This window comes from Rhodococcus koreensis, from assembly GCF_900105905.1.
In the GTDB taxonomy this organism is placed as follows: domain Bacteria; phylum Actinomycetota; class Actinomycetes; order Mycobacteriales; family Mycobacteriaceae; genus Rhodococcus_F; species Rhodococcus_F koreensis.
The window spans coordinates 6,191,924-6,217,075 of record NZ_FNSV01000005.1; the positions used below are offsets into that span (position 1 = coordinate 6,191,924).

22 protein-coding genes and 1 pseudogene are annotated in these 25,152 nt (G+C 66.9%); 14 read left to right on the plus strand and 9 right to left on the minus strand.

The window, feature by feature from the left end; genetic code table 11:
• Positions 1 to 30 precede the first annotated feature (30 nt).
• Genes BLV94_RS32710 through BLV94_RS32725 form a run of 4 tightly spaced genes read left to right on the plus strand, consistent with a single transcriptional unit; the run spans position 31 to position 3,627 of the window.
• Positions 31 to 1,029, plus strand: a complete 999-nt coding sequence (locus tag BLV94_RS32710) for a DUF7064 domain-containing protein (RefSeq protein WP_072937084.1) — start codon at positions 31 to 33, stop codon at positions 1,027 to 1,029.
• Entirely contained in the window at positions 1,026 to 2,258 is a 1,233-nt protein-coding gene (locus BLV94_RS32715) for a phosphotransferase family protein (RefSeq protein WP_072937085.1), read from the plus strand. The genes BLV94_RS32710 and BLV94_RS32715 overlap by 4 nt, the downstream gene beginning before the upstream one ends.
• Complete coding sequence (locus tag BLV94_RS32720) at positions 2,255 to 2,800, plus strand: hypothetical protein (RefSeq protein WP_143051446.1); 546 nt, start codon at positions 2,255 to 2,257, stop codon at positions 2,798 to 2,800. The genes BLV94_RS32715 and BLV94_RS32720 overlap by 4 nt, the downstream gene beginning before the upstream one ends.
• Positions 2,797 to 3,627 (plus strand): 5'/3'-nucleotidase SurE, encoded by an 831-nt coding sequence (locus BLV94_RS32725; protein ID WP_072937087.1) that lies wholly within the window; start codon positions 2,797 to 2,799, stop codon positions 3,625 to 3,627. Before BLV94_RS32720 ends, BLV94_RS32725 begins: the two co-directional genes overlap by 4 nt.
• A 158-nt stretch (positions 3,628 to 3,785) precedes the next feature.
• On the opposite strand, the pseudogene BLV94_RS32730 reads toward BLV94_RS32725, so the two are convergent.
• The 4 genes and pseudogenes from BLV94_RS32730 to BLV94_RS32745 all read right to left on the minus strand — a co-directional run bounded on the left by BLV94_RS32730 (position 3,786) and on the right by BLV94_RS32745 (position 8,981).
• Positions 3,786 to 5,220, minus strand: a pseudogene (locus BLV94_RS32730) (aldehyde dehydrogenase).
• Between the two features lie 38 nt (positions 5,221 to 5,258).
• The gene (locus BLV94_RS32735; RefSeq protein WP_072937088.1) at positions 5,259 to 6,365 is read right to left on the minus strand and encodes an NAD(P)-dependent alcohol dehydrogenase; all 1,107 of its coding nucleotides are present in this window, start codon (positions 6,363 to 6,365) and stop codon (positions 5,259 to 5,261) included.
• 59 nt (positions 6,366 to 6,424) lie between these two features.
• Entirely contained in the window at positions 6,425 to 7,654 is a 1,230-nt protein-coding gene (locus BLV94_RS32740) for an NAD(P)/FAD-dependent oxidoreductase (protein ID WP_072937089.1), read from the minus strand.
• Between the two features lie 4 nt (positions 7,655 to 7,658).
• A complete protein-coding gene (locus BLV94_RS32745) occupies positions 7,659 to 8,981 on the minus strand; it encodes a cytochrome P450 (RefSeq protein ID WP_072937090.1) in 1,323 nt (440 codons plus the stop codon).
• 335 nt (positions 8,982 to 9,316) lie between these two features.
• On the opposite strand from BLV94_RS32745, the gene BLV94_RS32750 reads away from it, so the two are divergent.
• Complete coding sequence (locus BLV94_RS32750; RefSeq protein WP_072937091.1) at positions 9,317 to 9,637, plus strand: 2Fe-2S iron-sulfur cluster-binding protein; 321 nt, start codon at positions 9,317 to 9,319, stop codon at positions 9,635 to 9,637.
• A gap of 20 nt (positions 9,638 to 9,657) precedes the next feature.
• Here BLV94_RS32750 and BLV94_RS32755 read toward each other — a convergent pair whose 3' ends face one another.
• On the minus strand, positions 9,658 to 10,629 hold the full coding sequence (locus BLV94_RS32755) for a helix-turn-helix transcriptional regulator (RefSeq protein ID WP_244163722.1): 972 nt from the start codon (positions 10,627 to 10,629) through the stop codon (positions 9,658 to 9,660).
• A complete protein-coding gene (locus BLV94_RS32760) occupies positions 10,622 to 11,746 on the minus strand; it encodes a LuxR C-terminal-related transcriptional regulator (RefSeq protein WP_072937092.1) in 1,125 nt (374 codons plus the stop codon). The genes BLV94_RS32755 and BLV94_RS32760 overlap by 8 nt, the downstream gene beginning before the upstream one ends.
• Before the next feature lie 249 nt (positions 11,747 to 11,995).
• On the opposite strand from BLV94_RS32760, the gene BLV94_RS32765 reads away from it, so the two are divergent.
• Both BLV94_RS32765 and BLV94_RS32770 read left to right on the plus strand, forming a co-directional pair.
• Positions 11,996 to 12,775 carry an enoyl-CoA hydratase/isomerase family protein gene (locus BLV94_RS32765; protein WP_072937093.1) on the plus strand — a complete coding sequence of 260 codons (780 nt, stop codon included), beginning with the start codon at positions 11,996 to 11,998 and terminating at the stop codon, positions 12,773 to 12,775.
• Positions 12,776 to 12,883: 108 nt separating this feature from the next.
• Positions 12,884 to 14,566: an AMP-binding protein gene (locus BLV94_RS32770; protein WP_072937094.1), complete on the plus strand. Its 1,683-nt coding sequence runs from the start codon at positions 12,884 to 12,886 to the stop codon at positions 14,564 to 14,566.
• A 64-nt stretch (positions 14,567 to 14,630) separates the two neighbouring features.
• Here the strand turns inward: BLV94_RS32770 and BLV94_RS32775 are convergent, their stop codons facing one another.
• Both BLV94_RS32775 and BLV94_RS32780 read right to left on the minus strand, forming a co-directional pair.
• On the minus strand, positions 14,631 to 15,047 hold the full coding sequence (locus BLV94_RS32775; RefSeq protein WP_072937095.1) for a MaoC family dehydratase: 417 nt from the start codon (positions 15,045 to 15,047) through the stop codon (positions 14,631 to 14,633).
• On the minus strand, positions 15,044 to 15,496 hold the full coding sequence (locus BLV94_RS32780; protein ID WP_072937096.1) for an FAS1-like dehydratase domain-containing protein: 453 nt from the start codon (positions 15,494 to 15,496) through the stop codon (positions 15,044 to 15,046). Before BLV94_RS32780 ends, BLV94_RS32775 begins: the two co-directional genes overlap by 4 nt.
• A 62-nt stretch (positions 15,497 to 15,558) precedes the next feature.
• Between BLV94_RS32780 and BLV94_RS32785 the strand changes: the two genes are divergently transcribed.
• On the plus strand, positions 15,559 to 16,734 hold the full coding sequence (locus BLV94_RS32785; protein WP_072937097.1) for an acyl-CoA dehydrogenase family protein: 1,176 nt from the start codon (positions 15,559 to 15,561) through the stop codon (positions 16,732 to 16,734).
• A gap of 2 nt (positions 16,735 to 16,736) precedes the next feature.
• Positions 16,737 to 18,692, plus strand: coding sequence for an AMP-binding protein (locus BLV94_RS32790; RefSeq protein ID WP_072937098.1), 1,956 nt, complete (start codon positions 16,737 to 16,739; stop codon positions 18,690 to 18,692).
• Positions 18,693 to 18,757: 65 nt separating this feature from the next.
• Here BLV94_RS32790 and BLV94_RS32795 read toward each other — a convergent pair whose 3' ends face one another.
• Complete coding sequence (locus BLV94_RS32795) at positions 18,758 to 19,519, minus strand: FadR/GntR family transcriptional regulator (RefSeq protein ID WP_174705440.1); 762 nt, start codon at positions 19,517 to 19,519, stop codon at positions 18,758 to 18,760.
• A 117-nt stretch (positions 19,520 to 19,636) separates the two neighbouring features.
• Here BLV94_RS32795 and BLV94_RS32800 point away from each other — a divergent pair, with 117 nt between their 5' ends.
• The 5 genes from BLV94_RS32800 to BLV94_RS32820 all read left to right on the plus strand — a co-directional run bounded on the left by BLV94_RS32800 (position 19,637) and on the right by BLV94_RS32820 (position 25,135).
• Positions 19,637 to 20,716, plus strand: a complete 1,080-nt coding sequence (locus BLV94_RS32800; RefSeq protein WP_072937100.1) for an acyl-CoA dehydrogenase family protein — start codon at positions 19,637 to 19,639, stop codon at positions 20,714 to 20,716.
• Between the two features lie 72 nt (positions 20,717 to 20,788).
• Positions 20,789 to 21,955: an acyl-CoA dehydrogenase family protein gene (locus tag BLV94_RS32805; RefSeq protein WP_005250871.1), complete on the plus strand. Its 1,167-nt coding sequence runs from the start codon at positions 20,789 to 20,791 to the stop codon at positions 21,953 to 21,955.
• Positions 21,955 to 22,704, plus strand: coding sequence for an SDR family NAD(P)-dependent oxidoreductase (locus BLV94_RS32810; protein WP_072937101.1), 750 nt, complete (start codon positions 21,955 to 21,957; stop codon positions 22,702 to 22,704). The genes BLV94_RS32805 and BLV94_RS32810 overlap by 1 nt, the downstream gene beginning before the upstream one ends.
• Complete coding sequence (locus BLV94_RS32815) at positions 22,704 to 23,897, plus strand: thiolase family protein (protein ID WP_072937102.1); 1,194 nt, start codon at positions 22,704 to 22,706, stop codon at positions 23,895 to 23,897. The genes BLV94_RS32810 and BLV94_RS32815 overlap by 1 nt, the downstream gene beginning before the upstream one ends.
• Positions 23,897 to 25,135 (plus strand): acetyl-CoA hydrolase/transferase family protein, encoded by a 1,239-nt coding sequence (locus BLV94_RS32820; RefSeq protein ID WP_072937103.1) that lies wholly within the window; start codon positions 23,897 to 23,899, stop codon positions 25,133 to 25,135. Before BLV94_RS32815 ends, BLV94_RS32820 begins: the two co-directional genes overlap by 1 nt.
• Positions 25,136 to 25,152 lie beyond the last annotated feature (17 nt).

Sequence of the window (25,152 nt, forward strand, 5' to 3'; positions counted from 1 at the left end):
CCACAACCGCACCTATCGAGGAGAACCACGATGATCACAGATGCAGACTCCGAGTTTCATCCCAGGGACCCGGACGATCGGACCTGGACCGAGACGATGTTCCTGCCATTCGCCATCCCCGACGAGGGCATCTTCGGCAATGTGTACGTTCTCGCCCGCCCGAATGTCGGAATTGCCACGTCGTCGATCCTCATCGGCAAGGGATTCTGCACACAGCCGTACGAGATCGCATTCACCGATCCGCAGGTGCACCTGCCCTGTCCCGAATCCTTCGCCAAATTCACGCTGGGGAACGGGCTCAGCGTGAACGCTCCGACACCCAAGGAGTACGACGTCAGCTACGAGAACGCACTGGGTGCGTGCTCACTGGACCTGTCGTTCCGGGCATTGCACGAGCCGTTCGATCCGGGCGATCCCGAGCAGAATCCGCTCCTCGCGGCGGACCGGAGTACGGGGGACAGTCGACACGGTGACGAATGGGAGAACGGCCATTTCGAGGTGAAGGGGCACATCACCGGAAACCTCGAGCTGCGCGGCAAGAAATACAAGGTTGATTGCTACGACGGGATGGACCACAGCTGGGGCCCCCGTACGGAGACAGGTACCCGCTCGGTGGCGTGGGTATCGGTGAACTTCGGGCCGGAACTGGCCGTTCACCTCGCCGTCCTGATCAACCTGCGGGACGGTCAGGTCAGATACGAGAAACTCCGATTCGGTTTCGTCGTGGAGAACGGTGAGGTCCATCCTGTGGTGGACGCCGACATCCGAGCCGAACACACGCAACTCCTGGCAATCAACAATCACATCCGGATCACCGATGCGCGAGGAAAGGAGTACGAGTTCTTCGGCACGGCGATCTCGAGCCACCCCTGGTACAACTTCAACCCCTCCCACGTCAGTTATCAGGGGGTCTTCCGCTACCACTGGGGTGACAAGGTGGGATACGGGGAGATGGCCGACATCTACGGGTTGGACTATCTGGCAGAGCGGATGTCCAGCCACGGCCGTGCACGGGGGCTGAACGCATGAACGATCACGACCTGACGTGGGGTCTCGACTTCGACGACCGCGACGACCCCTCGCCGGATTTCATCGACGCAGTCCGTCGGGAGTACCCGACGGAGCGAGAGGTCGACACGATGCTCACACGCAAGATGAGCCGCCGCAAAGGCCCGTCGTATCGCCGCCCGGATCTCGCCGAGATGGCCAAGATCCTCGACGAGTTTCTCGGCCACGAACTCGGTTCGTCCAACTTCGAGATACGAGATCTGCACTGGTTCACCGGGGGAGTGTCGAAGATCCAGATCGGTTTCACACTCGACTGTGACGATCCCGCGGGGCGCCGTCGGTCGGAACATCTCGTGCTTCGGATGGACCCCAGTGAGGGATCGAATGCGACGAGCCGCGCTCGAGAGCACGAATTGTTGACTCTCATGAACGGTGTGATCCCGGTGCCGAGACCGCATTTCCTCGACGCCGAGGGGGAATGGTTTCCGGAACCGGCGCTGATCTACGAGTTCGTGGAGGGGGTCACCAAACCTCGGGCCACGGGGACCGGGCGGATCAGTGGTCTCGGTACGGATTTCGGGCCGGACCACCGGAGGGTGCTGGCACCTCAGTACCTCGACCACCTGTCCAAGATCCACAACACCGATGTCTCGGACCGGTCGCTCACTCATCTGCAGGTTCCCCGCACCGGTTCCACCGAGTCGGCGGAATGGATGGTCCACCATGCGCTGCGCTGTTGGGAAGAGGACCGGGGCGAGGATTCCCCGCTCATGGAGATCACGGCGAACTGGTTGCTGAGCAATCTTCCCACCCTGGATGTCGCCGGTGTCGTCCACGGCGACTTCCGGAGCGGTAACTTCCTTTTCGACGAGGAATCCGGTCGGATCCTGGGTTGGCTGGACTGGGAGCGTGGCCTCATCGGTGACCGGCACCGTGACCTGGCGTGGATCACTCTCCCCACGATGGGCCATTACGACGCCGACGGCCGCTATTTCGTGTGTGGCCTCATCCCTCTGGACGAGTTCTTCGATCGATACACCGAGGTCTCCGGTCTCACCGTCGATCCGGAGCGGCTGCGGTTCTACCAGATCCTGAACTGCTTCACCATCATCGTGTCGACGATGGCGTCCTCCTACCGCATCGCCCGGCTGGGGAAGTCACACCAGGACATCCTGCTCACCCGTGTGGAGGGACTGGTCCCGGTGATCTCTCGCCAACTCATCACGCTCCTGAAGGGGAAGAACACATGATGGACCACAGTGAGAACACCCTCCGTGCTGCGATCAAGTCGCTGCGTGACACCGTCGCGCCGGCGGTCGACCCGCTGGATCCGCAGGCAGTCGAGCAGCTTCGACTGACGATCGATTTCCTCGAATTCCTGCGGACCCGCGTGTACGACATCCATGCCCGGCAACGCTACGAACTGGGCCGCCAGATGGACATCGCACAGGCCCTTCTCGACGACGCCGCGCTGATCTCCCCGGATGTCGGCGACCGACTCACCCGCGCCGTATCCGATGCGCGATCCGTCCACGCCGATGCGGACGCACATACACAGGATCTGCGCGCGTCCTCGCAGAAACTCTGGGTGGTCGTGCGCGGTGTCCTCAGAACCGCCCGGCAGGCGCCTGAAGACGTCCGTGAACGTATCAGCACCAGAGTGATCGGGGGAATCGAGCCTCTGGTCGAGATGGAAAGTGCGTGGTATCTCCCGTTCGGGTTCGAACCAGATCCCGGATCGGTTCCCCAGTTGGAGGAACTCCTCGGCCGTGCCTCCTCTGACGCCCGATGAGAATCCTCGTCACAAATGACGACGGCATCGAGGCGGCCGGACTGGCGGCACTCGCTGCCGCAGCTGGGGGCGGCGGCCGCGAACTCGTGGTCGTCGCTCCCAGCGCCGAGTCCAGCGGCAGCGCGGCCAGCCTCGGCGTGATCCGGGACAGGAATCGCGTGACGGTGTCGGTGCCCGGCGACGAATGTTTCGCTGGAATCGAAGCCTATTCCGTGGACGCGCCACCTGCGCTCGGGGTCCGGGCCGCCTGCAGCGGGGCATTCGGGTGGAAGCCGAATCTAGTTGTGTCGGGGATTAATCCAGGCTTCAACACCGGGCGGCTCGTACTGCATTCGGGGACGGTCGGCGCCGTGCTCACGGCCGCATCCCTCGACGTCTGTGCTGCGGCATTCAGCACCGAAGCGCACTCGGTGCTCGGTCTTGACACGACCAGTCGGGTAGCCACAAGTGTCATCGGCGGACTGGTCGATGCCGGGCTGCCACCGGTCGCGGTGAACGTGAACGTGCCCGCGCTTCCGTTCCAGGAACTGAGAGGCCTGCGTTTCGCCGATCCAGGCACCGTGAGTTGCGATGACGTCGCCTTCGACTTCGAAGGCAATAGTCTCGCGCTGCGCAGGCGGCGGAATCCGCCGCCTTACGACGACCGATCGGACGCTGACCTCGTCGCCTGTGGCCTGATTTCGGTTACGGTGCTCGCACTCCCCTGGAGGACGGACACGAATGCCGAAAGCCGTGTCGTGGCAGCCATCGAGCGGCGTTGGATCCTCGCTAGTGCATCGTGCGAACGCGCGAATACGACCTCCGCCTGTCGGGGCGCGCGGGTGTGAGTTTCACGGTGCACAGTTCGTCGAGCCGCCGCCGAAGGGTGCCCATGTGACCGCGAAGTCGAGCATGGCGAGTTCTTCGTTGGTCGCCGGCGTCTTCCGCTCTCTCGTGTGGAAGTGGGTGCGGCCGTGCGTGGTGTCGCACGGCCGCACCCGGGGGGTCATCGCACGTCGAGGTAGATGCTCTTGAGCTGCTGGTAGCTCGCGAGGCCCTCGGGTCCGAGTTCGCGGCCGAGGCCGCTGTTCTTGATGCCGCCGAAGGGGGCGGTCGGATCGTTGGAGTAGCCGTTGATTCCGACTGTTCCGCTGGCGATGCCCCGGGCGAATTGGGCGCCGCGTTCGGGGTCGGCGGTTTCTGGAGCCGCCGAGGCCGTAGTCGGAGTGGTTGGCGATCGTGACGGCTTCGGTCTCGTCGGTGTAGGGGATGACCGACAGGACGGGCCCGAAGATTTCCTCCTGGGCGATCGTGTGGCCGGTCTCGACGTCGGCGAAGACGGTGGGTTCGACGAACCATCCGTATTCGGCGTCGGCGGGTCTGCGGCCGCCGGTGGTGACGCGGCCGCCGTCCGAGCGGCCCTTCTCGATGTATCCCTCCACCCGGTCGCGTTGCCGGGACGACACGAGCGGTCCCATCTGGGTCGTGTCGGACAGCGGGTCGCCGACCGACAGGCCCTTGGCGAGGTCGGTGATGGTGTCGACGATCTCGTCGTAGCGGGAGCGGGGTGCGAGGACGCGGGTGCCGAGCCAGCAGATCTGCCCGTTGTTGAGCAGGGTGGCGGCGTAGAACGATTCGATGTTCGCGGCGAGGTCCGCGTCGTCGAGGACGACGGCGGCGGACTTTCCGCCGAGTTCGAGGGTGACGGGGCGCAGCAGTTCGCCGCAGGTGCGGCCGATGGCGCGTCCGGCGCCGGTGGAGCCGGTGAAGGAGACCTTGTCGATCCCGGGGTGGGCGACGAGGTAGGCGCCGAGGTCGCGTCCACCGGGGACGATGTTGACCACACCGGCGGGGAGTCCGGCGGCGATGGCGGCTTCGGCCATCAGGAACGCGTCGAGCACGGTTTCGGGGGACGGTTTGAGGACGACGGTGCAGCCGGCGGCGAGGGCGGGGGCGAGTTTGAGGAATGTGATGGCCTGCGGCACGTTCCACGGGACGATGGCGCCGACCACACCGATCGGGGAGCGGGTGACGAGTGTGGAGCCGCCGAGCATGCCGGGCCGGATCTCGTCTTCCTGCTTCGCCGCCATGTCGGCGTAGTAGCGCAGCAAAACCGGTGGGAACCCGCCCTCGAACTGCCGGGCGAGGGTGATGGGCATGCCGTTCTGGCTGCTGACCCGGGTGGAGGTGTCCTCGGCGCGGGATTCGAGTTCGTCGGCGAACCGGTTCAGGACCTCGGCGCGTTGGGCCGCGGTCCACGACGCCCACTCGGTGAGCGCGGCGCGGGCGGCGTCGACGGCGTCGTCGATGTCGGTTTCGGTGCCCTCCGGCACGGAGCCGATGCGCTGCTCGGTGGTGGGGGAGATGACCGGGATCGTCGAGTCGCCGGCGGGCCGGGTCCATCCGCCGCGGATGTAGAGATCGGGGTAGTCGATCGTCATCGGGGTGTCCTTCTCAGAAAGGTTCGGTGGTGGGGTCGTCAGTCGTGCAGGAGCACGGGTTTGAGGACTTCGCCGCGGTGCTGGGCGTCGATCGCGTCGTTGATCTTCGCGAAGGGGAAGGTGGTGACGAGTTTGTCGAGCGGGAACTTCCCGGCCTTGTACAGCTCGACGAGTTCGGGGATGAACTCGTCGGGGACGCTGTCGCCCTCGATGATTCCGGTGATCGTCAGCCCCATGGCGAGGGAGTTGATGATGTTGAGCGGCACCGAGGATGCGGGGTCGGCGGGCACGCCGATGAGGCCGATCTTGCCGTGGAAGGTCATGGAGCCGACGAGTGATTCGATGACGGCGGGGACCCCGGAGGTGTCGATCGCGTAGTCGACGCCGGCGGGGATGATCGCGCGAACCTGCTCGGCCAGCGGACCGGCACCGGGGTCGATGACATGGGTGGCGCCGAGTTCGAGGGCGAGGTCGCGGCGCGACTGGTGCGGTTCGACGGCGATGATCGTGGCGGCGCCCTGCACGACGGCGCCCATGACGGCGGCCAGCCCGACCGATCCGGCGCCGGCGACGAGGATCGCGGATCCGGGTCGGCAGTCGAGGGAGCGCATGACGGCGCCGGCGCCGGTCTGGATTCCGCAGCCGAGCGGAGCCAGAAGCTCGGCGGGAACGTCGGCGGGAACCTTCACGACGTTGCGTTCGAACGCGAGGCTGTAGGTGGCGAAGGAGGACTGCCCGAAGAACAGGCCGGTCAGGGACTCGCCGTCGGTGGTCGACAGCGGACCGGTGCCGTCTTCGCGGACTCCGTCGTAGGCGAGGTGCATGAACTGGTGGCAGTAGGAGGGCGCCCCGGTGGTGCAGGAGGGGCAGGTTCCGCAGCTGTTGAAAGTGATGGCGACGCGGTCGCCGGCGGCGACCTTGGTGACACCGTCGCCGACTGCGCGGACGAAGCCGCAGCCTTCGTGGCCGAGTACGGCGGGCAGCGCGGTCGGGAGGGCGCCGTCGCGTGCGGCGAGGTCGGTGTGGCAGATGCCGACCGCTTCGATTTCGACGAGTACCTCGCCGGCCTTCGGTCCGTCGATGGTGATCGTTTCGAGCGAGAACTCGGTGTGGGGTTCTCTCGCGACTGCTGCGAGTGCTTCCATCGTCAATGACTCCATGTCTGTGGGGGCCGGCCCGAGAAGGACCGGCGTGGATCGAATGCTCAGAGAGCGGCTTCCCGCAACGGCGTCGCGGGATCGGCGAGGGCGGTGCGGTCGACCTTGGTGCGATTTCCGATGAACTTCTTTCCGGCCATGAATTCGCCTGCGGCATTCACGGTCTCGACGGCCACCGGTATCCCGTCGCTGTCGAGATGGAACAGTGCGAACGAGGTGGCGGAGGCGTCGCCACGCAGGATCGGCTGCGTGTCCGGCCCGATCATGCCCGCCATCTTCATCTTCAGATCGAACTGATCCGACCAGAACCACGGCACCTCGTGCGGTGGGAGCGGGGCGCCCATGATGACCGCCGCCGCCTGCTTCGCCTGCTCGACCGCACTCGGAATGCTTTCCAGCCGCACCATCTTCCCGAGCGTGTCGTGCAGCCGATAGGTCACGTCCCCGATCGCGAGAACGTGCGGATCGCTGGTGTGGGCCGACCCGTCGACGACGATTCCGGCGAGGCACTCGAGGCCGGACTCGCGTGCCAGCGCGTCGTTCGGGATGGCACCGACCCCGACCAGGACGACGTCGCAGGCGATTTCGGTTCCATCACCGAGTTCGATCCCGGCGACGCGGCCGTCGGAGCCGGTGATTCCCCGGACCTCGGCCCCGGTGAGAATGCGGGTGCCGCGGTTCCGGTGGAAGTCGGTGAGTGCCGTCGACAGTTCCCGGCTCGCCACCCGGGCCAGCACCCGGTCCTCCCGTTCGATCACCGTGACGTCGCATCCGCGGGCGCGGGCCGACGCCGCGACCTCGAGTCCCACGTACCCACCGCCGATGATGGCGAGCGCCGATCCGGAGTGCACGGCCTCGCGGAGCATCGTGGCGTCGGCGAGGGTGCGGAGGCTGAGCACACCCTCGAGATCGCTTCCCGGGAGCGACAGCGTCCGCGGCGCGGCGCCCGTCGCGAGCACGAGTGTCGTGTACTCCAGCACCGTTCCGGATACGGTCGTCGCGGTTCGCGCGTCCCGGTCGATGCGGCTGACCGGATCACCGAGCAGCGTGTCGATCTCGTTGTCGGCGTAGAACGATTCCGGTTTGAGCCACTGCACGAACTCGTCGTCGGCGTATTTCTTCGACAGCGGCGGGCGGTGATAGGGCGGATGGGTCTCGTCCCCGCACAGGACGATGCGACCGCCGAACTTCTGCTGCCGCAGCATGCCGGCGAGAGTGCCGCCGGCGTGCCCGGCCCCGACGATCACCACGGTGGGTGACGCATGTGACGTGACCATGGTGTTACCGGGTGAACGCGATCTGGACGGGCATGTTCTTGAGCCCGCCGACGAAGTTGGTCTGGATCATCTTCGTGTCGTCGGCGAGTTCGAGGGACTCGATGTGGGGGAGCAGTTCCTCGAACATGATCCGCAGTTCGAGCTTCGCCAGGTGCTGGCCGATGCACATGTGCGGGCCGTAACCGAAGGCGATGTGCTTGTTGGGCCTGCGGGTGATGTCGAAGGTGTCGGGGTCCGGGATGACGTCCGCGTCGCGGTTGCCCGACTGGTACAGCAGCATGAAGCGGTCGCCCTTCTTGATGTCGCGGCCGCGCAGTGTGTAGTCCTGCGTCGCCTGACGCATGAAGTGCTTCACCGGCGAGGCCCAGCGCAGCGATTCGTTGACGATGTGCGGGGCGAGCGCCGGATCGGCCTTGGCCTTCGCGAGGAGCTCCGGGTTGCGGCCGAGTTCGAGCATGCCGCCGGCGAGGGTGCTCGAGGTGGTGTCGTGACCCGCGGTGGCGATGGCGATGAAATAGCCGTAGGCCACCTCGTTCGGGTAGTACTCGCCACTCTCGTTGCGTGCCACCGAGATGATGGTCGCGAGATCGTCGCGGGGGTTGGCCCGCCGGTCCTGCAGCAGCCTTTCGAAGTAGGCGTAGAAGTCCTGAATCGTGGCCACCCACTGCTTCGCGGCGGCGTCCGGGGTGAGCGGTTCGACGTCCTCCCGCGCGGCATCGGGATCGGCCGTGCCGAAGAACTCCTGCGTGAGGGCCATCATGCGGGGCTCGTCCGATTCCGGCACCCCGAACAGGCTCATGATGACGTGCAGGGGGTAGTGGAGGGCGAAGTCCTTGACGAAGTCGATCCGGCCGTCCGTCTTCAGAAGCCGGGCGACGGCAGCCTTCGCGAGGTCGCGGATGGTCGCTTCCCACTGGGCGAGGTTGGTGGGCCGGAACCAGTCCAGCGCGATGTCCTTGATCGCGGTGTGCTCCGGCGGGTCGAGGTAGGTGAGAGTCTCGAGGATGCGGAGGCTGCCGTTGTTGATGCTCTTGGTGAACTGATCGCCGGCCTGGTTCGCCAGGATCGGGTTGACGGAGCCCTTGTCCTCGGCGCCCGCACTGGTGAAGATGTCGGGCTGACGCTCGATCTCCATGATGTCGGCGTGCTTGCTCACCAGCCAGATGGGGTCGTACCCCTCCACCATGGCACGGCCGAGGGGATTGTTCTCGCGCAGCCAGCGGTAGGCCTCGAACAGTGCGTCGTTGTCCCGGTGTCCTTCGGGTAGAACGATCTGACGGGCGACGGTGTCCGGAATAAGTTCCGTGACCTGCTCTGTAGTGCTCATCGATTCCCCTTCGTGGTGCAGTGTGGTGCGGCGCCGAACGTCGCGGCGCCCTCGCCGACTGGAGTGACTTCAGCCTGTCAGCCACAGGAGTGAGGGGCATCACACCATCGATCGAAAGTTGTCCACCTAACGGGGGATGTGTGCCCGGTCACCCCAGCGCACATCGGGGTCGCCGGGGCAAGGATCACCCCACGGGAGGGGGGTAATCAGTCGAAGTGGTGATGTGCCCGGCCAGTGACCGGCGACACAATTTTCGGTACCGAGAACGCGGCCGGACCTTCGCTACGGCATGACGGCCGCGCAGAAGTTCACCGGTCAACCTGAAGGAGATCACCATGCCCACCGTCGTGTACCAGCTTCCGGACGGCTCGACGTCGTCCGTCGACGTTCCCGCCGGCCAGAGCGTGATGGACGGGTCGGTCCGCAACAACCTTCCCGGCATCGTCGCCGAATGCGGCGGTAGCTGCTCGTGCGCCACGTGCCACGTGTACCTGGACGACGATTCCAGTGCGGCATTCGGCGAACCGACGTTGGAGGAACAGGACCTCCTCGAATTCCTCGACGGAGTCCAGCCGTGCTCGCGTCTCGCCTGCCAGCTCGTGCTCACGCCGGACGTGGACACCGTCACCGTGACCGTGCCGTCCTCGGACGCCTGAGGGGCCTTCCACCGGCCGCGTTACCGGGTGCCGGCCTGATACTTCGCGATCAGTTCGGCACGGTTGGTGGCACCGAGTTTCCGGAGGATGCGTTTCACGTGGGACTTGACCGTGTCGATGGTGATGACCAGTTCCTCGGCGATCGCCGAGTTCGACGCCCCGGTGAGAATCAATCGGACGACGTCGGATTCGCGGTCGGTCAGGGGGTCGAGCAGGCGCTGCTCGGCGGCGTCGCGGTCGGCCTGCGCCGGGGCGAGTTGGGATGCGCCGCGGGGAGGCGCCGTGTCGACGTCGGTGTCGCCGGCCCATCGCCTGGCACTGTCGTGCAGGAGCGCGCTCTGGCGCTCACGGCGCGATTCCAGGCCGACTCGCTCGAAGCACCCGCCGAGCACTTCGGCGAACACCCCCAGTGCGCGGCGGCGGATGTCATCCACAGGTGTGTCGATGTGCACGAGCGCGGCGGCGCCGCCACCGACCAAAACCGGAACGGTCGTGAAACCGTTGGTGCCCAGCAGTTCTTGCAGTGCGGCGGGTACGTCGGTGCCGACTCTGACCGTGTTCGTCGCGAGCGCCTGTTCCTCCGGCGAACCGTCCACGACGTCGAATTCGGCCGGTGGTGACGGCATCATGCCGGGGTCTGCGCTGAACCAGGTCACGGGAACGATCCGGTCCCCGTCGAGGCGGGACAGGACAACCCTTTTCGCAGAGCACAATTCCGCGACCTGTTCGCACGCGCGCCGCATCAGTTCCGGGCTCGAGGCGGCGTCGTCGAGTGCTCGGACGGCGCGATCGATGCCCGTCGCGATCGCACCGATCTCGGCGGTCCGGTTCGCGTCGGCGGCGTTTCTGCGGTCGAGGAGGTCGACGAGGCGTCTCCCGAGTTCGGTCGATTGTGCCGGGCCGGCCACCCGCATCTCGGTCAGGACGTCCGCGATGGCGCGATCGAGTTCGGTGTCCGTGGTGTTCTCGTCGGTGTGGGGCGCGTCAGCCACCGGACACCGTCTTGGCGTTGGCGCACAGCGCCGCCACCTCGGCCCGCGTCGAGACGCCGAGTTTCTTGAAGATCCGCTGGACATGGGATTTGACGGTGCCGTCGGAAATGCACAGGCGACGGGAGATGGCCGCATTGGTCGCTCCCGTCGCCATCAGGGTGAGCACCTCGCGCTCGCGAGCGGTCAAGGTGTGCGCGCGGGGCACGACCGGCGCCTGCGACGTGTCTTCCCCGCTGTTCGCGCCGGAGCGGGGGAGGTCGCACGTGGCGAGTTCGGGCATCGTCAGCGGCTGCTCGAGGTGTCGCAGTGCCTGCGTGAGCCGCTGGATCTCGGCGTCGACGTGCTCGTTGCGGGTATGGATCTGCCGACGCAGATCGGCGCGTTCCTTCGACGAGGCGCAGGCGCCCGCCAGTACTCCGACGATGTGGACGTCGGTGTCGGACAGGCTGTCGCTCTGGCGGTCGACGTGGATCATCGCCACCGCGCGGGCGTCGACGACGATGGGAACCGCGAGGTATCCGGCGGGCCGCGACAGGTCGATGAGGGGTCGGTACGTATGCCGGTAGGTGTCGACGCCGTCCACCGCGTAGGGCCGGCGGCGCCGGACGAGTTCGGCCTCGCGGGGGGCCTCGCGCAGCGAGATCTCGCGTCCGTCAATGGCCGTGATGAGTTCGTGGAAGTCCCCTGTCAGTTCGGGGTTGACGGCTAGCGCGACGGGAGACCAGGTGGAACCGCGGACCACGGAGAACATCGCCTTGCCGTATCCCAGGCTCGTGCACAGTTCCTGTGTGACGACTTCGGCGATGCGGTCCGAGCCGGTGTCGAGCGCACGCACGACCCGCTGTAACGCCTCGAACTGGGCAGTGTGCACGCGCAGTCGGCGCGCGATGTCGTCGCGGCTCGCGGCGTCGAGTCGCGTCACGAGTTCCGCGAGGCGCAGGGTGTGCTCGGGGGAGGAGACACCTTCACGCAGCTTCCGGGCCGCGAACGCACGGATCACCGTGAGGTCGGGCTCGCCGTCCGCCAGCTGGATCAGGTTCGGCTCGCTCCCGAGAAGCTCCTGCAACTCTGCGACTGCCTGCTCGGCAAGCTCGAACGAACTCGTCGAAATGACCACTCACCACTCCTTGCGCCGCGGCCGCCGCACGGATGACGACGACACCGTCGCCCATTCCTGTGACGTAACGCACAGTATAGGAGGTGCCACCTGGGACGTTTCCGCGCCGTCAGCGACCTCACTCCAATGTATATGGTCAGTCCAAATACGTCACGCGTTCCGCGAAAGTGATGCGGACAGGTTCTTGTCGCGGATACCGTCGTCGTACTAGGGTCGAATGGTAAGACCAAAATCGAAAGGATCGGCCCTATGGCGCACCCCGTGCGATACGACGTCGACGAGCACATCGCCGTCCTCACTCTCGATCGCCCCGAAACCCGCAACGCGCTGTCCGACGACGTGCTCGACGAGCTGCTCGCCGCACTCGAACGTGCGCGCGGGGACGACGACGTGCGGGTTGTCGTGCTCGCGTCCTCGCACGAGAAGATCTTCTCGGCGGGCGGCGACCTCAAGGCGTTCGCGAGCGAGACGCCCACGATCGTCAAATACGCCGGGCTGGATCGCTTCCCGCGGCTGTATCAGCTCATCGGCGGTCTCGGGAAGCCGGTGATCTGCGCGGCGGGCGGCGACGTGCTGGCCGGTGCGTTCGGTCTCGCGCTGGCGTGCGATTTCGTGCTCGCCAAGGAGTCGGTCCGGTTCGGGTGCCCGGAGATCAACGTCGGTGTCTTCCCGTTCATGATTTCCGCCCTCATCTACCGGAACGTCGGGCGACTCAAGGCGAACGAGCTGATGATGTACGGCGAGCTCATCACGGCCACGGACGCACTCGAACTAGGGCTGGTGAACCGCGTGATCCCGGACGACGACTTCGAGACGGAGGTCCGCGCGTGGGCGCGGCGGCTCGCGGGCAAATCGCCGCTGCTCATGCGTCTGGGCAAGGAGGCGATCAACAACACCCGGGACATGTCGCTGCCGGATGCACTCACGGCGCTGCAGTCTCAGCTCGCTCTCGCGTTCACGACCGAGGACATCGTCGAGGGCGTCACCGCGTTTCGCGAAAAGCGTTCTCCCGTATGGAGCATGCGGTGATCGCCGGCCCGGGAGCTCGTTGCGGTTTCGGTCTAACCATTATATTGTGAGGGCCAACACAGAGTGTTCTATTCCCTCTTCACATCTGCGCACAGAGGAAGGCTTCCCATGGCGTTCGCATCGGTCACCGATCGCTATTCGGACGAACAGATCCGAGAGTTCTATGCCACCGGGCAGTGGCACCGCGACACCTTCTTCGACATGCTCGAGGCTCAGGTCGCCGAGCGGGGCGACCGTGTCTTCCTGACCGACGACACCAGCGGCGGCATCACCTTCCGGGAGTTGCGCGACAAGGCGCTGAGTCTTGCGGTGGGCCTTCGGCGCCACGGCATCGCCGCCGGCGACCGCGTGTCCGTGCAGGTTCCGAACTGGATCGAATTCGCGATCATCGCCGTCGCGCTGTCGCGACTGGGCGCCGTCCTGGTGCCGATCATGCCGATCTACCGCCGCGACGACGTCGAGTACATCCTCGGTAACGCCGGTGTGCGGCTGGCGATTACGCCGCAGAGTTTCAAGAAGTTCGACTACGCCGGCATGTACACCGACATCCTGGGTGCCGTCGAGTCGCTCGAGGATGTCGTCGTCGTCCGCGGGAGCGGCGAACTCCCGCATCGTGCGGTGTCGTTCGAGTCGCTGTTCGCGGACATCGGCCCCGACGAGGCGATCGACGAACTCGGGCCCGGTGTCGGTCCGGACGAGCCGTTCGTCATCGTCTACAGCAGCGGCACCACGTCCCGTCCCAAGGGCTGCATCCACACGTTCAACACGTTCGCCTGCGGATCCCGTCTGCTGGCCAAGGGGTTCGCGTACACGCCCGACGACGTGCAGTTCGGCCCCTCCCCGATCACCCACACCACCGGCCTGGTCACCAGCATCGTCCTCCCGCTCATGCACGGGGCGGCGTCGCACCTCATCGAGGTGTGGGAGCCGGTCCGGGGCATGGAACAGATCAAGGAACGCGGCTGCACGGTCGCGGTGAGTGCCACGACGTTCCTGCAGATGGTCATGGACGTCTACGACCCCGCCGTGCATGACATCGGCACCATGCGGTTGTGGGTGGCGGCCGGCGCCCCGATCCCCGCCAGCTTCGTCACGAAGGCGGCCGAATTGTTCCCCGGCCTGCAGGTGCTCAGCCTGTACGGCCGTTCCGAGAATGTCACGACCACCATGTGCACGGTTGACGACGAGCCCGAGCGGTCGCTCACCTCGGACGGTCGTCCGCTGCCGTTGCAATCGGTCAAGATCGTCGACGAACTCGGTAACGAGGTTCCGCGCGGCGAGGAGGGCGACGTCGCCTACAAGGGCGCCATGCACATGCTCGGGTATCTCCACAATCCCGAGGAGACCGCCAAGCTGTTCACCCCCGACGGCTACTCCCTCTCCGGGGATCTCGGCCGGATGGACGAGGACGGCTACGTGCGGGTCACCGGCCGGACCAAGGACATCGTGATCCGCGGCGGCATGAACATCAGTGTGCGTCAGGTCGAGGATCTCCTGGCCGCTCATCCCGCCGTCCGCGGTGTCGCGGCGGTCGCGATGCCGGACGAGCGCCTCGGGGAGGCGGTGTGCCTCTACCTCGTTGCCGCGCCCGGGTACGGCGACGTCACGCTCGAGAAGATCAAGGCCTACCTGCTCGAGCAGGGGGTGGCGATCCAGAAGGTTCCGGAGCGGCTGGAGATCGTCGAGGCGCTGCCGACGACGGCCACGGGCAAGATCCAGAAGAACGTGTTGCGCGCCCAGATCGCGGCGAAGATCGAGGCCGACCGGGAACGGGCACAGGCCGTCAGCTGATCGAACAAGGAAGGGGGCGAAGCCGATCGGCTTCGCCCCCTTTCGCATTGTTCGACAAGGGTGATCAGGTCGAGGCCACCACGACCGTCGCCGATCCGGTGACCACCGGGCCCTTGTCTCCGGAGGCGACGAGATCGAGCGTTGCGAGCGACTCGCCCTCGGTCTCGTCGATCGACACCACCGTGCCACCCAGGGTCAGTGTGTCGCCGAGGAAGACCGGAGCGACGAACCGGACTCCGAAGGAGCGCACATGCTCGACACCGAACGTGTCGGACAGCCATCCGGCCAGGATCCCGGCCTGCATCTGACCCATCGCGATGACGCCCGGAAAGCCCGACGTGGCCACGAAGCCGGGATCGTGGTGCAAGGGGTTGAAATCGCCTCCCGCCCCGGCGAACCGGACGATGTCGGTCTGGGTCACCGGACCGACCACCCGGACGTCCGGAGTGTCGCCGACGCGTACCTTGGCCGGTGTTCTCATCGCTGCTCTCCTCGTTCGATCAGGACTTCCTCGAGCCGGACCACGGGCTCGCCGTCGGTGTCGACGTACTCGGTCTCGAGGGTCACGACGCGCATCGTCCCGCCGCGCTTGCCTTCTCGCTGCTCGTCGGCCACGACGCGGCGGGTGCCGACCACGTGGTCGCCGGCGGTGAGCGGTCGCAGGTACGTCCACGTGACCGAACCGACCACCACCCGGGCGAGGGCCAGGCCCAGCGAGTCGACGAACGCGCGCTGGTCGCGCTGGTGTCCGGCGACGACCGTGTGCGTGAGAGTGGCCGGCACGTCGCCGAATCCGGCGTCGCGCGCGACGGCCGGATCCGTGTGGACGGGATCGGTGGTGAACGTGGCGCGCGTGAATTCGCGGATCTTGCCGCGTTCGACGTCGTATTCGACGCGGTCGACGACGCCGGCGGGGAGTGGGTCGGACATCCGGGCCTCCTTTTTGGACTGACCTATAGTATCATTGAGCCTAAATTCGTGAGGAGGGTGCAATGGAGCTCGCTGATTCCCCAGACGAGGCCACATTCCGTGCAGAAGTCCGGGAGTGGGCCGAAAAAGCGGTCCCGACGCTGCCGTGGCCGGAACCGGTCGATCTGGTCGACAAGGTGCCGTTCTGGCAGCAATGGCAGCGGCTGCTCTTCGACGCCGGCTACGGCGGGATGTCGTGGCCGGAGGAGTACGGCGGCCAGGCCGCCGACCCGATCCGCAAGGCCATCTTCACCGAGGAGATGGACCGGGTGGGCGCACCCGAGCGCCTCAACACCATCGGTGAGGACTTCGCCGGCCCGACCATCATCGACTTCGGGACACCCGCACAGAAGGAACGGTTCCTTCGACCGATCCTGGCCGGTGACGAGATCTGGTGCCAGCTGTTCTCGGAGCCGGATGCCGGGTCCGACCTCGCCTCCCTCCGCACCAAAGCCACCAAGGTGGACGGGGGCTGGAAGGTCAACGGGCAGAAGATCTGGACCAGCCGCGCGCACATCGCCGCCCACGCCATCCTGCTCGCCCGCACCGGTGGCGGTCCGCGGCACAAGGGCATCACGTACTTCCTCGTCCCGATGGACAGTGAGGGAATCACCGTGCGACCGCTCGCGCACATGCTCGGCGAGGCGGAGTTCAACGAGGTATTCCTCGACGACGTGTTCATCCCCGACGACCTCGTCGTCGGCGAGGTCGACGGCGGCTGGAAGGTCGCGATGGGCACGCTCGCCTACGAGCGGGTGGCGATCGCGACGGGCCGCGTCAACACCAAGCGTGCCGTCGACGACATCGTCTCCGACATCGCGGGAATGACCGACGACGCCGGTCGTCCGCTCGGCGAGGACCCGGTGATCCGGCAGAAGGTCGCCGATCTCTACGGCCGGGCCCTCGTGCACTACCTCATCGGTCAGCGCGTCATCACCCTCGCGGCCAACGACGGCCCACCGGGGCCGGTCACGTCCATCGGCAAGCTGTTCTTCTGCCCCCTCGTCGAGGAACTCGCCGACTTCCGGCTGTCCCTCGAGCCGGTGGGCGGGCAATTCGCCCTCGACGACGAGCCGCAGAAGACGGCGCGGTGGCAACGGCTCGCATATCAGGCCCGCGGCACCGCCATCGCCGGCGGTTCCACCTTCATCCAGCGCAACATCGTCGCCGAGCGCATGCTCGAAATGCCGAGGAGCTGACCGTGTCCGACTACACCTGGCGCCCCACCGACGAGTACGTCGAGAACGCCAACGTCACCCGGCTCGCCCGCGCCCACGGACTCTCGGGCCTGGGTGAACTCCGCGCCCGCTCCGTCGCCGACGTGCGGTGGTACTGGGATGCCGTGGTCCGCGACCTCGGTCTGCCGTTCCGATCGCCGTACCGCGAGGTGCTCGACACCTCACGCGGAATCGAGTACCCGGAGTGGTTCGTCGAGGGCACGTCCAACGTCGTCGACGCGTGTCTGGAGCGGTGGCTCGCCGATCCCGCGGTCGCCGACCGGACGGCCGTCGCGCACGAGGCCGAGGACGGCACGGTCCGCAGTCTCTCGTATCGCGAACTTGCGGCGGACGTCGAGCGGGCCGCGGCCGGACTGCAGGAACTCGGCGTCGGCAAGGGCGACGCCGTCGCCCTCTACCTGCCGATGATCCCCGAGGCGGTCGTGTCGGTGTATGCCGTCGCGCGGCTCGGTGCGGTGCTGGTTCCGCTGTTCTCCGGGTTCGCTCCGAGCGCGATCGCGTCCCGCATCCAGGACGCGGACGCCAAGGTGGTGATCGTCGCGGACGGAACGGTCCGCCGGCGCAAGTCCGTCACGATGAAACCGGCCCTCGACGACGCGCTGGCCTCGTGCCCGACGGTGCAGTCGGTCGTCGTGGTCGAGAACATCGGCGTCCCAGTCGATTCCACGGATCGCGACATCTCCTGGGGCAAGCTCCTCGGCAACGCCGGTGACCCGGGCCGGGTGGAGGCGATGGACGCGGGCGAGCCGTTCGCGCTGGCGTACACGTCCGGTACCACCGGCAAGCCGAAGGGTGCCGTCCACACCCACGCCGGGTTCCTCGTGAAGACGGCCAGCGAGGTCGCGTACTCGTTCGATCTGAAGCCCGGCGGCGTGTTCTGCTGGATCACCGACATGGGCTGGATCATGGGCCCGCTGTCGATCATCGGCACCCACGCCAACGGTGGAACCCTCGTGCTGTACGAAGGTTCGCCGGACGTGCCGGACACCGACCGGTTGTGGCAGCTCGCACAGCGTCACCGGGTGACGATGCTCGGTGTCTCACCGACGCTGATCCGTACCCTGCGCGGACGGGACACGGACGTCGCGGCACGGTACGACCTGTCCTCCGTGCACACGATCGGGTCCACCGGCGAGCCGTGGGACCCGGACTCGTACGAGTGGCTCGCGCGGGACGTGTTCGGCGGCCGGGTGCCGATTATTAACTTCTCCGGCGGCACCGAGGTCGGCGGCTCGTTCCTTGCACCGTATCCGGTGGAGCCGATCCACAGCTGCTCGCTGGGCGGTCCGTCCCTGGGTATGGACGTCGACGTCGTCGACGACGCGGGACGCTCCTTGCGCGGGGAACAGGGCGAACTCGTCTGCAGGCAACCGTGGCCGTCGATGACGCGCGGGGTGTGGAAGGACGAGGAACGCTACCTGGAGGCGTATTGGTCCACGTTCCCCGGCATGTGGCGGCACGGCGACTACGCCCTCGTCGACGACGACGGTCAGTGGTACATCCGCGGCCGATCGGACGACGTCATGAACGTGGCGGGAAAGCGTCTCGCGCCCGCGGAGGTCGAGGCCGTACTGACGGCGCACCCGGCGGTGTCGGAGGCGGCGGCGGTCGGTGTCCCCGACCCGAAGAAGGGCGAGGCGGTCTGGGCGTTCTGGGTTCCCCGCGCGGACACCGACACGACGGACATCTCGGCCGAACTCGTCGCCAGCGTTGCCGCGGAACTCGGGAAACCGTTCGCGCCGAGCGCTGTTCACCGGGTGTCGCGCCTGCCGAAGACCCGGTCGGCGAAGATCCTGCGCCGAGCGGTGCGGGCCGCCGCGCTCGACATCGATCCCGGGGACCTGTCGGGTGCCGAGAACCCGGAGGCCGTCGACGAGATCCGCGCAGTGGTGGCGGGGGCAAGCAACGCAGCGTCGTGAGTACCACGAAGGCCCCACACCGCACGGTGTGGGGCCTTCGTCGTCGAAGCAGGAAGACGGAAAAGCTATTCGTCGAGGGGAATGTCGGTGCGCTGCTCGAAGTCCTTGATCGACTCGGCGTACGAGTGGACGTGCCTGCTCATGCGTCGTACCGCGGCCTCGGCGTCCTTCTCGCGTATTGCCCTGGTCACCGAGCGGTGCGCCTTGACGGTGATCTCGCGAACCTTGTCGTCGATGAATCCTTCGTTCTCGGTCGCGGCGTAGATGGCCCGCGAGAGCGAGATCATGAGACCTGACAACAGTTCGTTGTGGCTGGCGCTCGCGACGGCGACGTGCCAATCGATGTTCGCCTGAAGGAAGTCGTCGAGTTTGTCGCCTGCTCCGGCGATGTCGTCGTTGGCGGCGTCCAGTCGGGCGAGATCCTCGTCGGTGCGATGGCGGGCGGCGAGTTGTGCGCAGAACGGTTCGATCGCCTCGCGGGTCTCGAGCAGTGCGGCGAGGCGGATCTGACGACCACGGATGAGCAGTGCCACCGTGTCGGCCATGGACTGTTCACCCGGTCGCTGAACGAAGGCGCCACCGGCCCGGCCCGCCTTGATGCGGACGAGTCCCTGTACTTCGAGGATTCGCAGGGCCTCGCGCACCGTGGTGCGGCTCATCTTCGTCTGGACGACGAGTTCGCGCTCCGGTGGCAGCGGTGTGCCCTCGACGTAGTCCCCGCTGAGAATGCGCTCGCGCAGTTCGTTGGCAAGGACGTCCGACGCCTTCGGTACCTCCATCGGTGTCAACTGAATGGAGGAACGTCCGTTCCGGGTGGTGTTCGGCACGGCTGGTGGCATGGCTCCCCGCCCTCTCTGGTCTAACGGTCAGACCTAATATACCATTGAGTTCTCGCTGCACTTGTCTTGCAGCCTATTCTTCGTCTCATCGAGAGGACCAGTTGTATGCGCTGGGAACTGTCAGAAGAGCAGGAAATGTTCACCGAAGCCCTCGACGGCTGGCTCGGACGGTTCGCCGCTCCGGCGAATGTCCGCAAGTGGGGTGAATCGGGAGATCCTGCCGAATTTGAGCAGAAATTCGTCGAGGAGGGCTGGTTCGCCGCCGGTCTCGACGAGAAAATCGGTGGTCAGGGCGGTGGTCTGCTCGAACTGGCATTGACTGCCGAGGCGCTGGGCCGGTACGCCGCTCCGTCGAGTGCCTGGACCGCGTCGGTTCTCGCGGCACCTATGCTGCCCGTCGACGTCGCCTCCGACGTGCTGGCCGGAGGTGGGTTCGCCGCGGTTGCCGTCGACGCGACCCGTCCGTTCGGTCTCGCCGACTCGGTGCGCGTCGACGAGACCGGCGCACTGACCGGTCGCGTCGCGACGGTGCTCGGCGCCGAACGGGCAAAACTACTGGTCGTCCCCGCGACGGACCCCGACGGAACCGCCGCTCTGTATCTTGTGCGCGTCGACGACCCCGGCGTCGCGGTCGAACCGCGGCGCCTCCTCGACCCGTCCCGCGCGGCCGCGGACGTCCGGTTCGACAACGCCGCCGGACAACGCCTCGACGTCGAAGCCGCCACCGCGCTCGAGGACGCGGGGCTGCGAGCGGCCGTGCTGGTGGCCACCGACTCGCTCGGGGCGATGGACCGCATGCTGCGGCTCGCAGTGGATTACAGCAAGCAGCGCCAGCAGTTCGGCGTCCCGATCGGGTCGTTCCAGGCTGTGAAGCACGCTGCGGCAGGCATTCTCGTCTCCGTCGAGGCAGGACGTTCCATCGCCTACTACGCCGCGGCGTCGGTCGATCTCGGCCTCGCCGACCGTGCAATCCACGCCGCGGTCGCCAAGGCGCAGGTGCCGCGAAATGCGGTGCAGGCGGCGGACAGCGCCCTCGTGATGCACGGCGCGATCGGCTACACGTGGGAACACGATCTGCACCTCTACTACAAGCGCGCCAAGCTCGACGAGAAGTTGTTCGGGGGCCCGGGCGTGTGGAACGAGCGCCTGGCGCGGGATCTGCCCCTGTTGCCCGCCGCCGGGTGATTCGCCGTTGACTTTTTGGTCTGTCCTTTAGTAACTTAAGTCCAAACGGAACCAACGACGACGGGACGTGCTGTGGACTTTGATCTGACCGAGGATCAGGCGACGATCCGAGATGCGGTGCGAGAGCTGGCCGGCAAGTTCGACGAGCAGTACTGGGTGGAGAAGGACAGCGAGCACGAGTTCCCCACCGAGTTCTACGACGCGTTCGCCAAGGGCGGCTGGCTCGGCATCACCACGCCCGAGGCGTACGGCGGGCACGGTATGGGAATCACCGAGGCCTCGATCCTGCTGGAGGAAGTCGCCGCTTCCGGCGCCGGCATGAACGGCGCGAGTTCGATGCACCTGTCGATCTTCGGAATGCACCCGGTGATCGTGCACGGCTCCGAGGAACTCAAGCAGCGCACCCTTCCGCGGATCGTCGACGGCGACCTGCACGTCTGCTTCGGTGTCACCGAGCCCGGCGCCGGCCTCGACACCACCAGGATCACCACCTTCGCGCGGCGTGAGGGCGACAAATACATCGTCAACGGCCGCAAGGTCTGGATCTCCAAGGCGATGGAGTCGGAGAAGATCCTTCTCCTCACCCGCACCACGAAGTTCGAGGACGCGAAGAAGAAGACGGACGGTCTGACGCTGTTCCTCACCGACCTGGACCGCTCGAAGGTCGACATCCGCCCGATCAAGAAGATGGGGCGCAACGCGGTCACGTCGAACGAATTGTTCATCGACAACCTCGAGATCCCCGTCGAGGACCGCGTCGGCGAGGAAGGCAAGGGCTTCAAGTACATCCTCGACGGCCTCAACCCGGAGCGCATGCTCGTCGCCTCGGAGGCCCTCGGCATCGGCCGGGCCGCCCTGCGCCGCGGCGTCCAGTACGCCAACGAACGTGAGGTGTTCGGCCGCCCCATCGGCATGAATCAGGGACTGCAGTTCCCACTCGCCGATTCGCTGGCCCGACTCGACGCCGCGGAACTCGTCCTGCGCAAGGCGACGTGGCTCTACGACAACGGGAAGCCCTGCGCCCGCGAGGCCAACATGGCCAAATATCTCTGCGCCGACGCCGGTTTCCAGGCCGCGGACCGCGCACTGCAGACCCACGGCGGCATGGGCTACTCGGAGGAGTACCACGTGGCCCGGTACTTCCGCGAAGCCCGCCTGACCAAGATCGCCCCGCTCAGCCAGGAGATGGTTCTCAACTACCTCGGCGAGCACGTCCTCGGCCTTCCCAGGAGCTACTGATGTTCGAACTCACCGAAAAATCCGCCCTCGTGACCGGTGCCGGCAGCGGCATCGGTGCCTCGGTCGCGCAGGCCTACGCGCGAGCAGGCGCGGCCGTGCTCGTCACCGACGTCGACGGCGAGGCCGCTGCGGCCGTGGCCGCGGAGATCACCGCGGCCGGCGGTTCGGCGAAGTCCGCGGCCCTCGACGTCCGCGACGGCGACGCGGCCGCCGCGGCGGCGGAGCAGGCCGCCGCCCTGAACGGCGGCACGCTCAACATCCTGGTCAACAACGCCGGCGCCATCGCGCCCGCAATGTTCCCGAACCTCGAAGAAGACGACTTCCGCCGCATCGTCGACATTCACCTCGTCGGCAGTTTCGTCTGCAGCAAGGCCGTCCTCCCGTACCTGCCCACCGACGGCAGTGGGCGCATCATCAACGTGACCTCCGCGGCCGGCCTGGTGGGCACCATCGGGCAGGCCAACTACGGTGCCGCGAAGGCGGGCATCATCGGTCTCACGAAGTCGCTGGCGCGGGAACTCGCCAAGAAGCAGGTGACGGTCAACGCGATTGCGCCGCTCGCCGCCACCAAGATGACGGAGAACATCCGGAGCAACGAAAAGCTCGCCGCCAAGACGCTCGCGCGGATCCCGTTGGGCCGCTGGGCGGAACCGGACGAGATCTCGTCCAGCTTCGTGTTCTTCGCGTCCGACGGCGCGGCGTACATCACGGGCCAGGTGCTGCCCGTCGACGGCGGGACGGTGATCTGATGGCCGAGAAGCGCAACCCCTTCCAGCGTTCCGCCCGCGAGGTGATCATCGCGGAAGCAGCGCGCACCCCCATGGGCAAGTCGCACCCCGACCGCGGCTGGTTCCGCGACACCCACCCCAACGACATGCTCGGCGCGGTGTACACCGAACTGATCCGCCGCAGCGGGCTGGCTCCGGCAACGGTCGAGGACCTCGTGATCGGGTGCACCGCACCGTTCGGCGAGCAGTCCCGCAACATCGGCCGCAACGCCTGGTTGCAGGTCGGCTACCCGCCGGAGGTCCCGGCCGTCGTCCTGGACCGCCGCTGTGGATCCGCCCAGACGGCTGTCGAGATGGGCGCCGCCCTGGTCGGCTCCGGTACCCACGACGTCGTCGTGGCCGGCGGTGTCGAACACATGGGCCACGTGCCGATGAACTCACCGGCCAAGATCTCCGAACTGTACGGTGACCCGTGGCCGGAAGCGCTGCGCGACCGGTACGACTTCGTGAACCAGGGCGAGAGTGCCGAACTCATCGCGGACCGGTGGGAGATCTCCCGGCAGGAGATGGACGAGTTCGCCGTCCGCTCCCATCGTCTGGCGACCGAGGCCATCGAGGCGGGCCGTTTCGACGCCGAGATGATCCCCCTCGATCTTGCGGGCGAGACCCGGTCCACCGACCAGACCATCCGCCCCGGCACGAGCCTGGACAGCCTGGCCGGGCTGAAGACGGTGTTCCGGGAGAACGGCCGGATCACGGCGGGCAGTTCGTCGCCGATCTCGGATGGGGCGGCCGGTGTGCTGCTCGCTTCCCGCGAGGCCGTCGACGTGCACGGACTGCGGGCCCGGGCCCGGATTCTCGATCAGACGACCGTCGGGGTGGACCCGATCATCATGCTGACCGGTCCGATCCCGGCCACCCGGAAGTTGCTCGACCGCAACGGAATGAGCATGAACGACATCGATCTCTTCGAGGTCAACGAGGCGTTCAGCTCGGTGGTTCTGGCCTGGGAGCGGGAACTGAAGCCCGACATGGACCGGGTCAACGTCAACGGCGGTGCGATCGCGCTCGGTCACCCCGTCGGCGCGACCGGTGCCCGGCTCATCGCCACCATCGTCGCGGAACTCGAGCGGCGTGACGCCGAAATCGGTCTGGTGACCATGTGCTGCGGCGGCGGCCTGGGAACGGCGACCCTGATCCAGCGGATCGACTGATGATCGACCTGACGCCGCACATCCGGCCCGGCGACGGAATCTGGTGGAGCCAGACGAGCGCGGAACCCACCCCGCTCGTCCACGCCCTGCTCGACCAGGTTTCGTCGATCGGCCCGGTGCGGGCATTTGTGGGACTGACCTGGAATCGGCGGTTGACGAGCGAACTGCCCGACGAACTCTCCGTCGTCTCCTACGGTGGCCTCGGCGAACTCCGCCGCCTCGCCCGACTCGAGGTCGTGCCCTGCCATTACGGGGCACTGCCGCGGCTGTTCGCCGAACGGCGGCTCCCGTGCGACGTCGGGTTCGTGCAGGTGTCACCGCCGGACTCAGCCGGGAACTGCTCGCTCGGGGTCGGTGTCGACTACATCGCGGACGCCCTCGACCACACTCCGGTTCTCATCGCCGAGATCAACCGGCGTATGCCCGTCACGCTGGGCGCACCACGTATTCCGTTGTCGCGGTTCGCCGCGGTAATGGAAACCGACCGGCCGTTGCTCGAGGCGCCGGACCGTGAGCCCGCCGCGGTGGAACGGGCGATCGCGCGGAACGTCGCCGATCTCGTGGCGGACGGAGACACGATCCAGATCGGCGTCGGGACGCTGCCCGCCGCCGTCCTCACCGCTCTCGAGGGTCACAAGGACCTCGGGATGCATTCCGGCATGATCTCCGACGCGGCGCTCCGACTGATCGACCGGGGCGTGCTGACCGGGGCGCGTAAGGAGATCGATCCTGGGCTGCACGTGACGGGCGCCGCGCTCGGAACGGCGGCACTGTACGACCGGCTGCCCGGTCTTCCGGTGGCCTTCCGCCCGGCGAGCTATACCCATGCGCCGCAGGTTCTCTCGCAGCTGCGATCGTTCGTGTCGATCAACTCGGCGATCGAGGTGGACCTGACCGGGCAGGTCGGCGCGGAACTGCGCAACACGACCTACGCCGGTGCCGTCGGGGGTCAGGTGGATTTCTCCCGGGCCGCGGCGATGACCGGCGGCCGCTCGATCATCGCGATGCGCGCGGATTCGCGAGGGGAGTCGACGATCAAGACTGCTTTGGAATACGGCGCGGTCACCACCGCCCGCGCCGACGTGGACTTCGTGGTCACCGAACACGGTGCCGCGGCACTGCGCGGATGTTCCCTGGGCGAGCGTGCGCGGCGCATGATCGCCGTGGCGGCACCCGAGCACCGCGAAAGGCTGGAATTCGATCTCGAGGAGTACGACCTTGCATCCGCAACGGAGTGAGGGGAAAGGAGTCAACG

What these genes read in the sequence shown, in the direction of transcription:
- BLV94_RS32770 (WP_072937094.1), top strand. Translation starts at nt 12,884, where the DNA reads ATGGCGTTCGCATCGGTCACCGATCGCTATTCGGACGAACAGATCCGA.
- BLV94_RS32710 (WP_072937084.1), top strand. Translation starts at nt 31, where the DNA reads ATGATCACAGATGCAGACTCCGAGTTTCATCCCAGGGACCCGGACGAT.
- BLV94_RS32725 (WP_072937087.1), top strand. Translation starts at nt 2,797, where the DNA reads ATGAGAATCCTCGTCACAAATGACGACGGCATCGAGGCGGCCGGACTG.
- BLV94_RS32820 (WP_072937103.1), top strand. Translation starts at nt 23,897, where the DNA reads ATGATCGACCTGACGCCGCACATCCGGCCCGGCGACGGAATCTGGTGG.
- BLV94_RS32800 (WP_072937100.1), top strand. Translation starts at nt 19,637, where the DNA reads ATGCGCTGGGAACTGTCAGAAGAGCAGGAAATGTTCACCGAAGCCCTC.
- BLV94_RS32715 (WP_072937085.1), top strand. Translation starts at nt 1,026, where the DNA reads ATGAACGATCACGACCTGACGTGGGGTCTCGACTTCGACGACCGCGAC.
- BLV94_RS32720 (WP_143051446.1), top strand. Translation starts at nt 2,255, where the DNA reads ATGATGGACCACAGTGAGAACACCCTCCGTGCTGCGATCAAGTCGCTG.
- BLV94_RS32765 (WP_072937093.1), top strand. Translation starts at nt 11,996, where the DNA reads ATGGCGCACCCCGTGCGATACGACGTCGACGAGCACATCGCCGTCCTC.
- BLV94_RS32750 (WP_072937091.1), top strand. Translation starts at nt 9,317, where the DNA reads ATGCCCACCGTCGTGTACCAGCTTCCGGACGGCTCGACGTCGTCCGTC.
- BLV94_RS32775 (WP_072937095.1), bottom strand. Translation starts at nt 15,047, where the DNA reads ATGAGAACACCGGCCAAGGTACGCGTCGGCGACACTCCGGACGTCCGG.
- BLV94_RS32815 (WP_072937102.1), top strand. Translation starts at nt 22,704, where the DNA reads ATGGCCGAGAAGCGCAACCCCTTCCAGCGTTCCGCCCGCGAGGTGATC.
- BLV94_RS32785 (WP_072937097.1), top strand. Translation starts at nt 15,559, where the DNA reads ATGGAGCTCGCTGATTCCCCAGACGAGGCCACATTCCGTGCAGAAGTC.
- BLV94_RS32745 (WP_072937090.1), bottom strand. Translation starts at nt 8,981, where the DNA reads ATGAGCACTACAGAGCAGGTCACGGAACTTATTCCGGACACCGTCGCC.
- BLV94_RS32740 (WP_072937089.1), bottom strand. Translation starts at nt 7,654, where the DNA reads ATGGTCACGTCACATGCGTCACCCACCGTGGTGATCGTCGGGGCCGGG.
- BLV94_RS32780 (WP_072937096.1), bottom strand. Translation starts at nt 15,496, where the DNA reads ATGTCCGACCCACTCCCCGCCGGCGTCGTCGACCGCGTCGAATACGAC.
- BLV94_RS32810 (WP_072937101.1), top strand. Translation starts at nt 21,955, where the DNA reads ATGTTCGAACTCACCGAAAAATCCGCCCTCGTGACCGGTGCCGGCAGC.
- BLV94_RS32735 (WP_072937088.1), bottom strand. Translation starts at nt 6,365, where the DNA reads ATGGAAGCACTCGCAGCAGTCGCGAGAGAACCCCACACCGAGTTCTCG.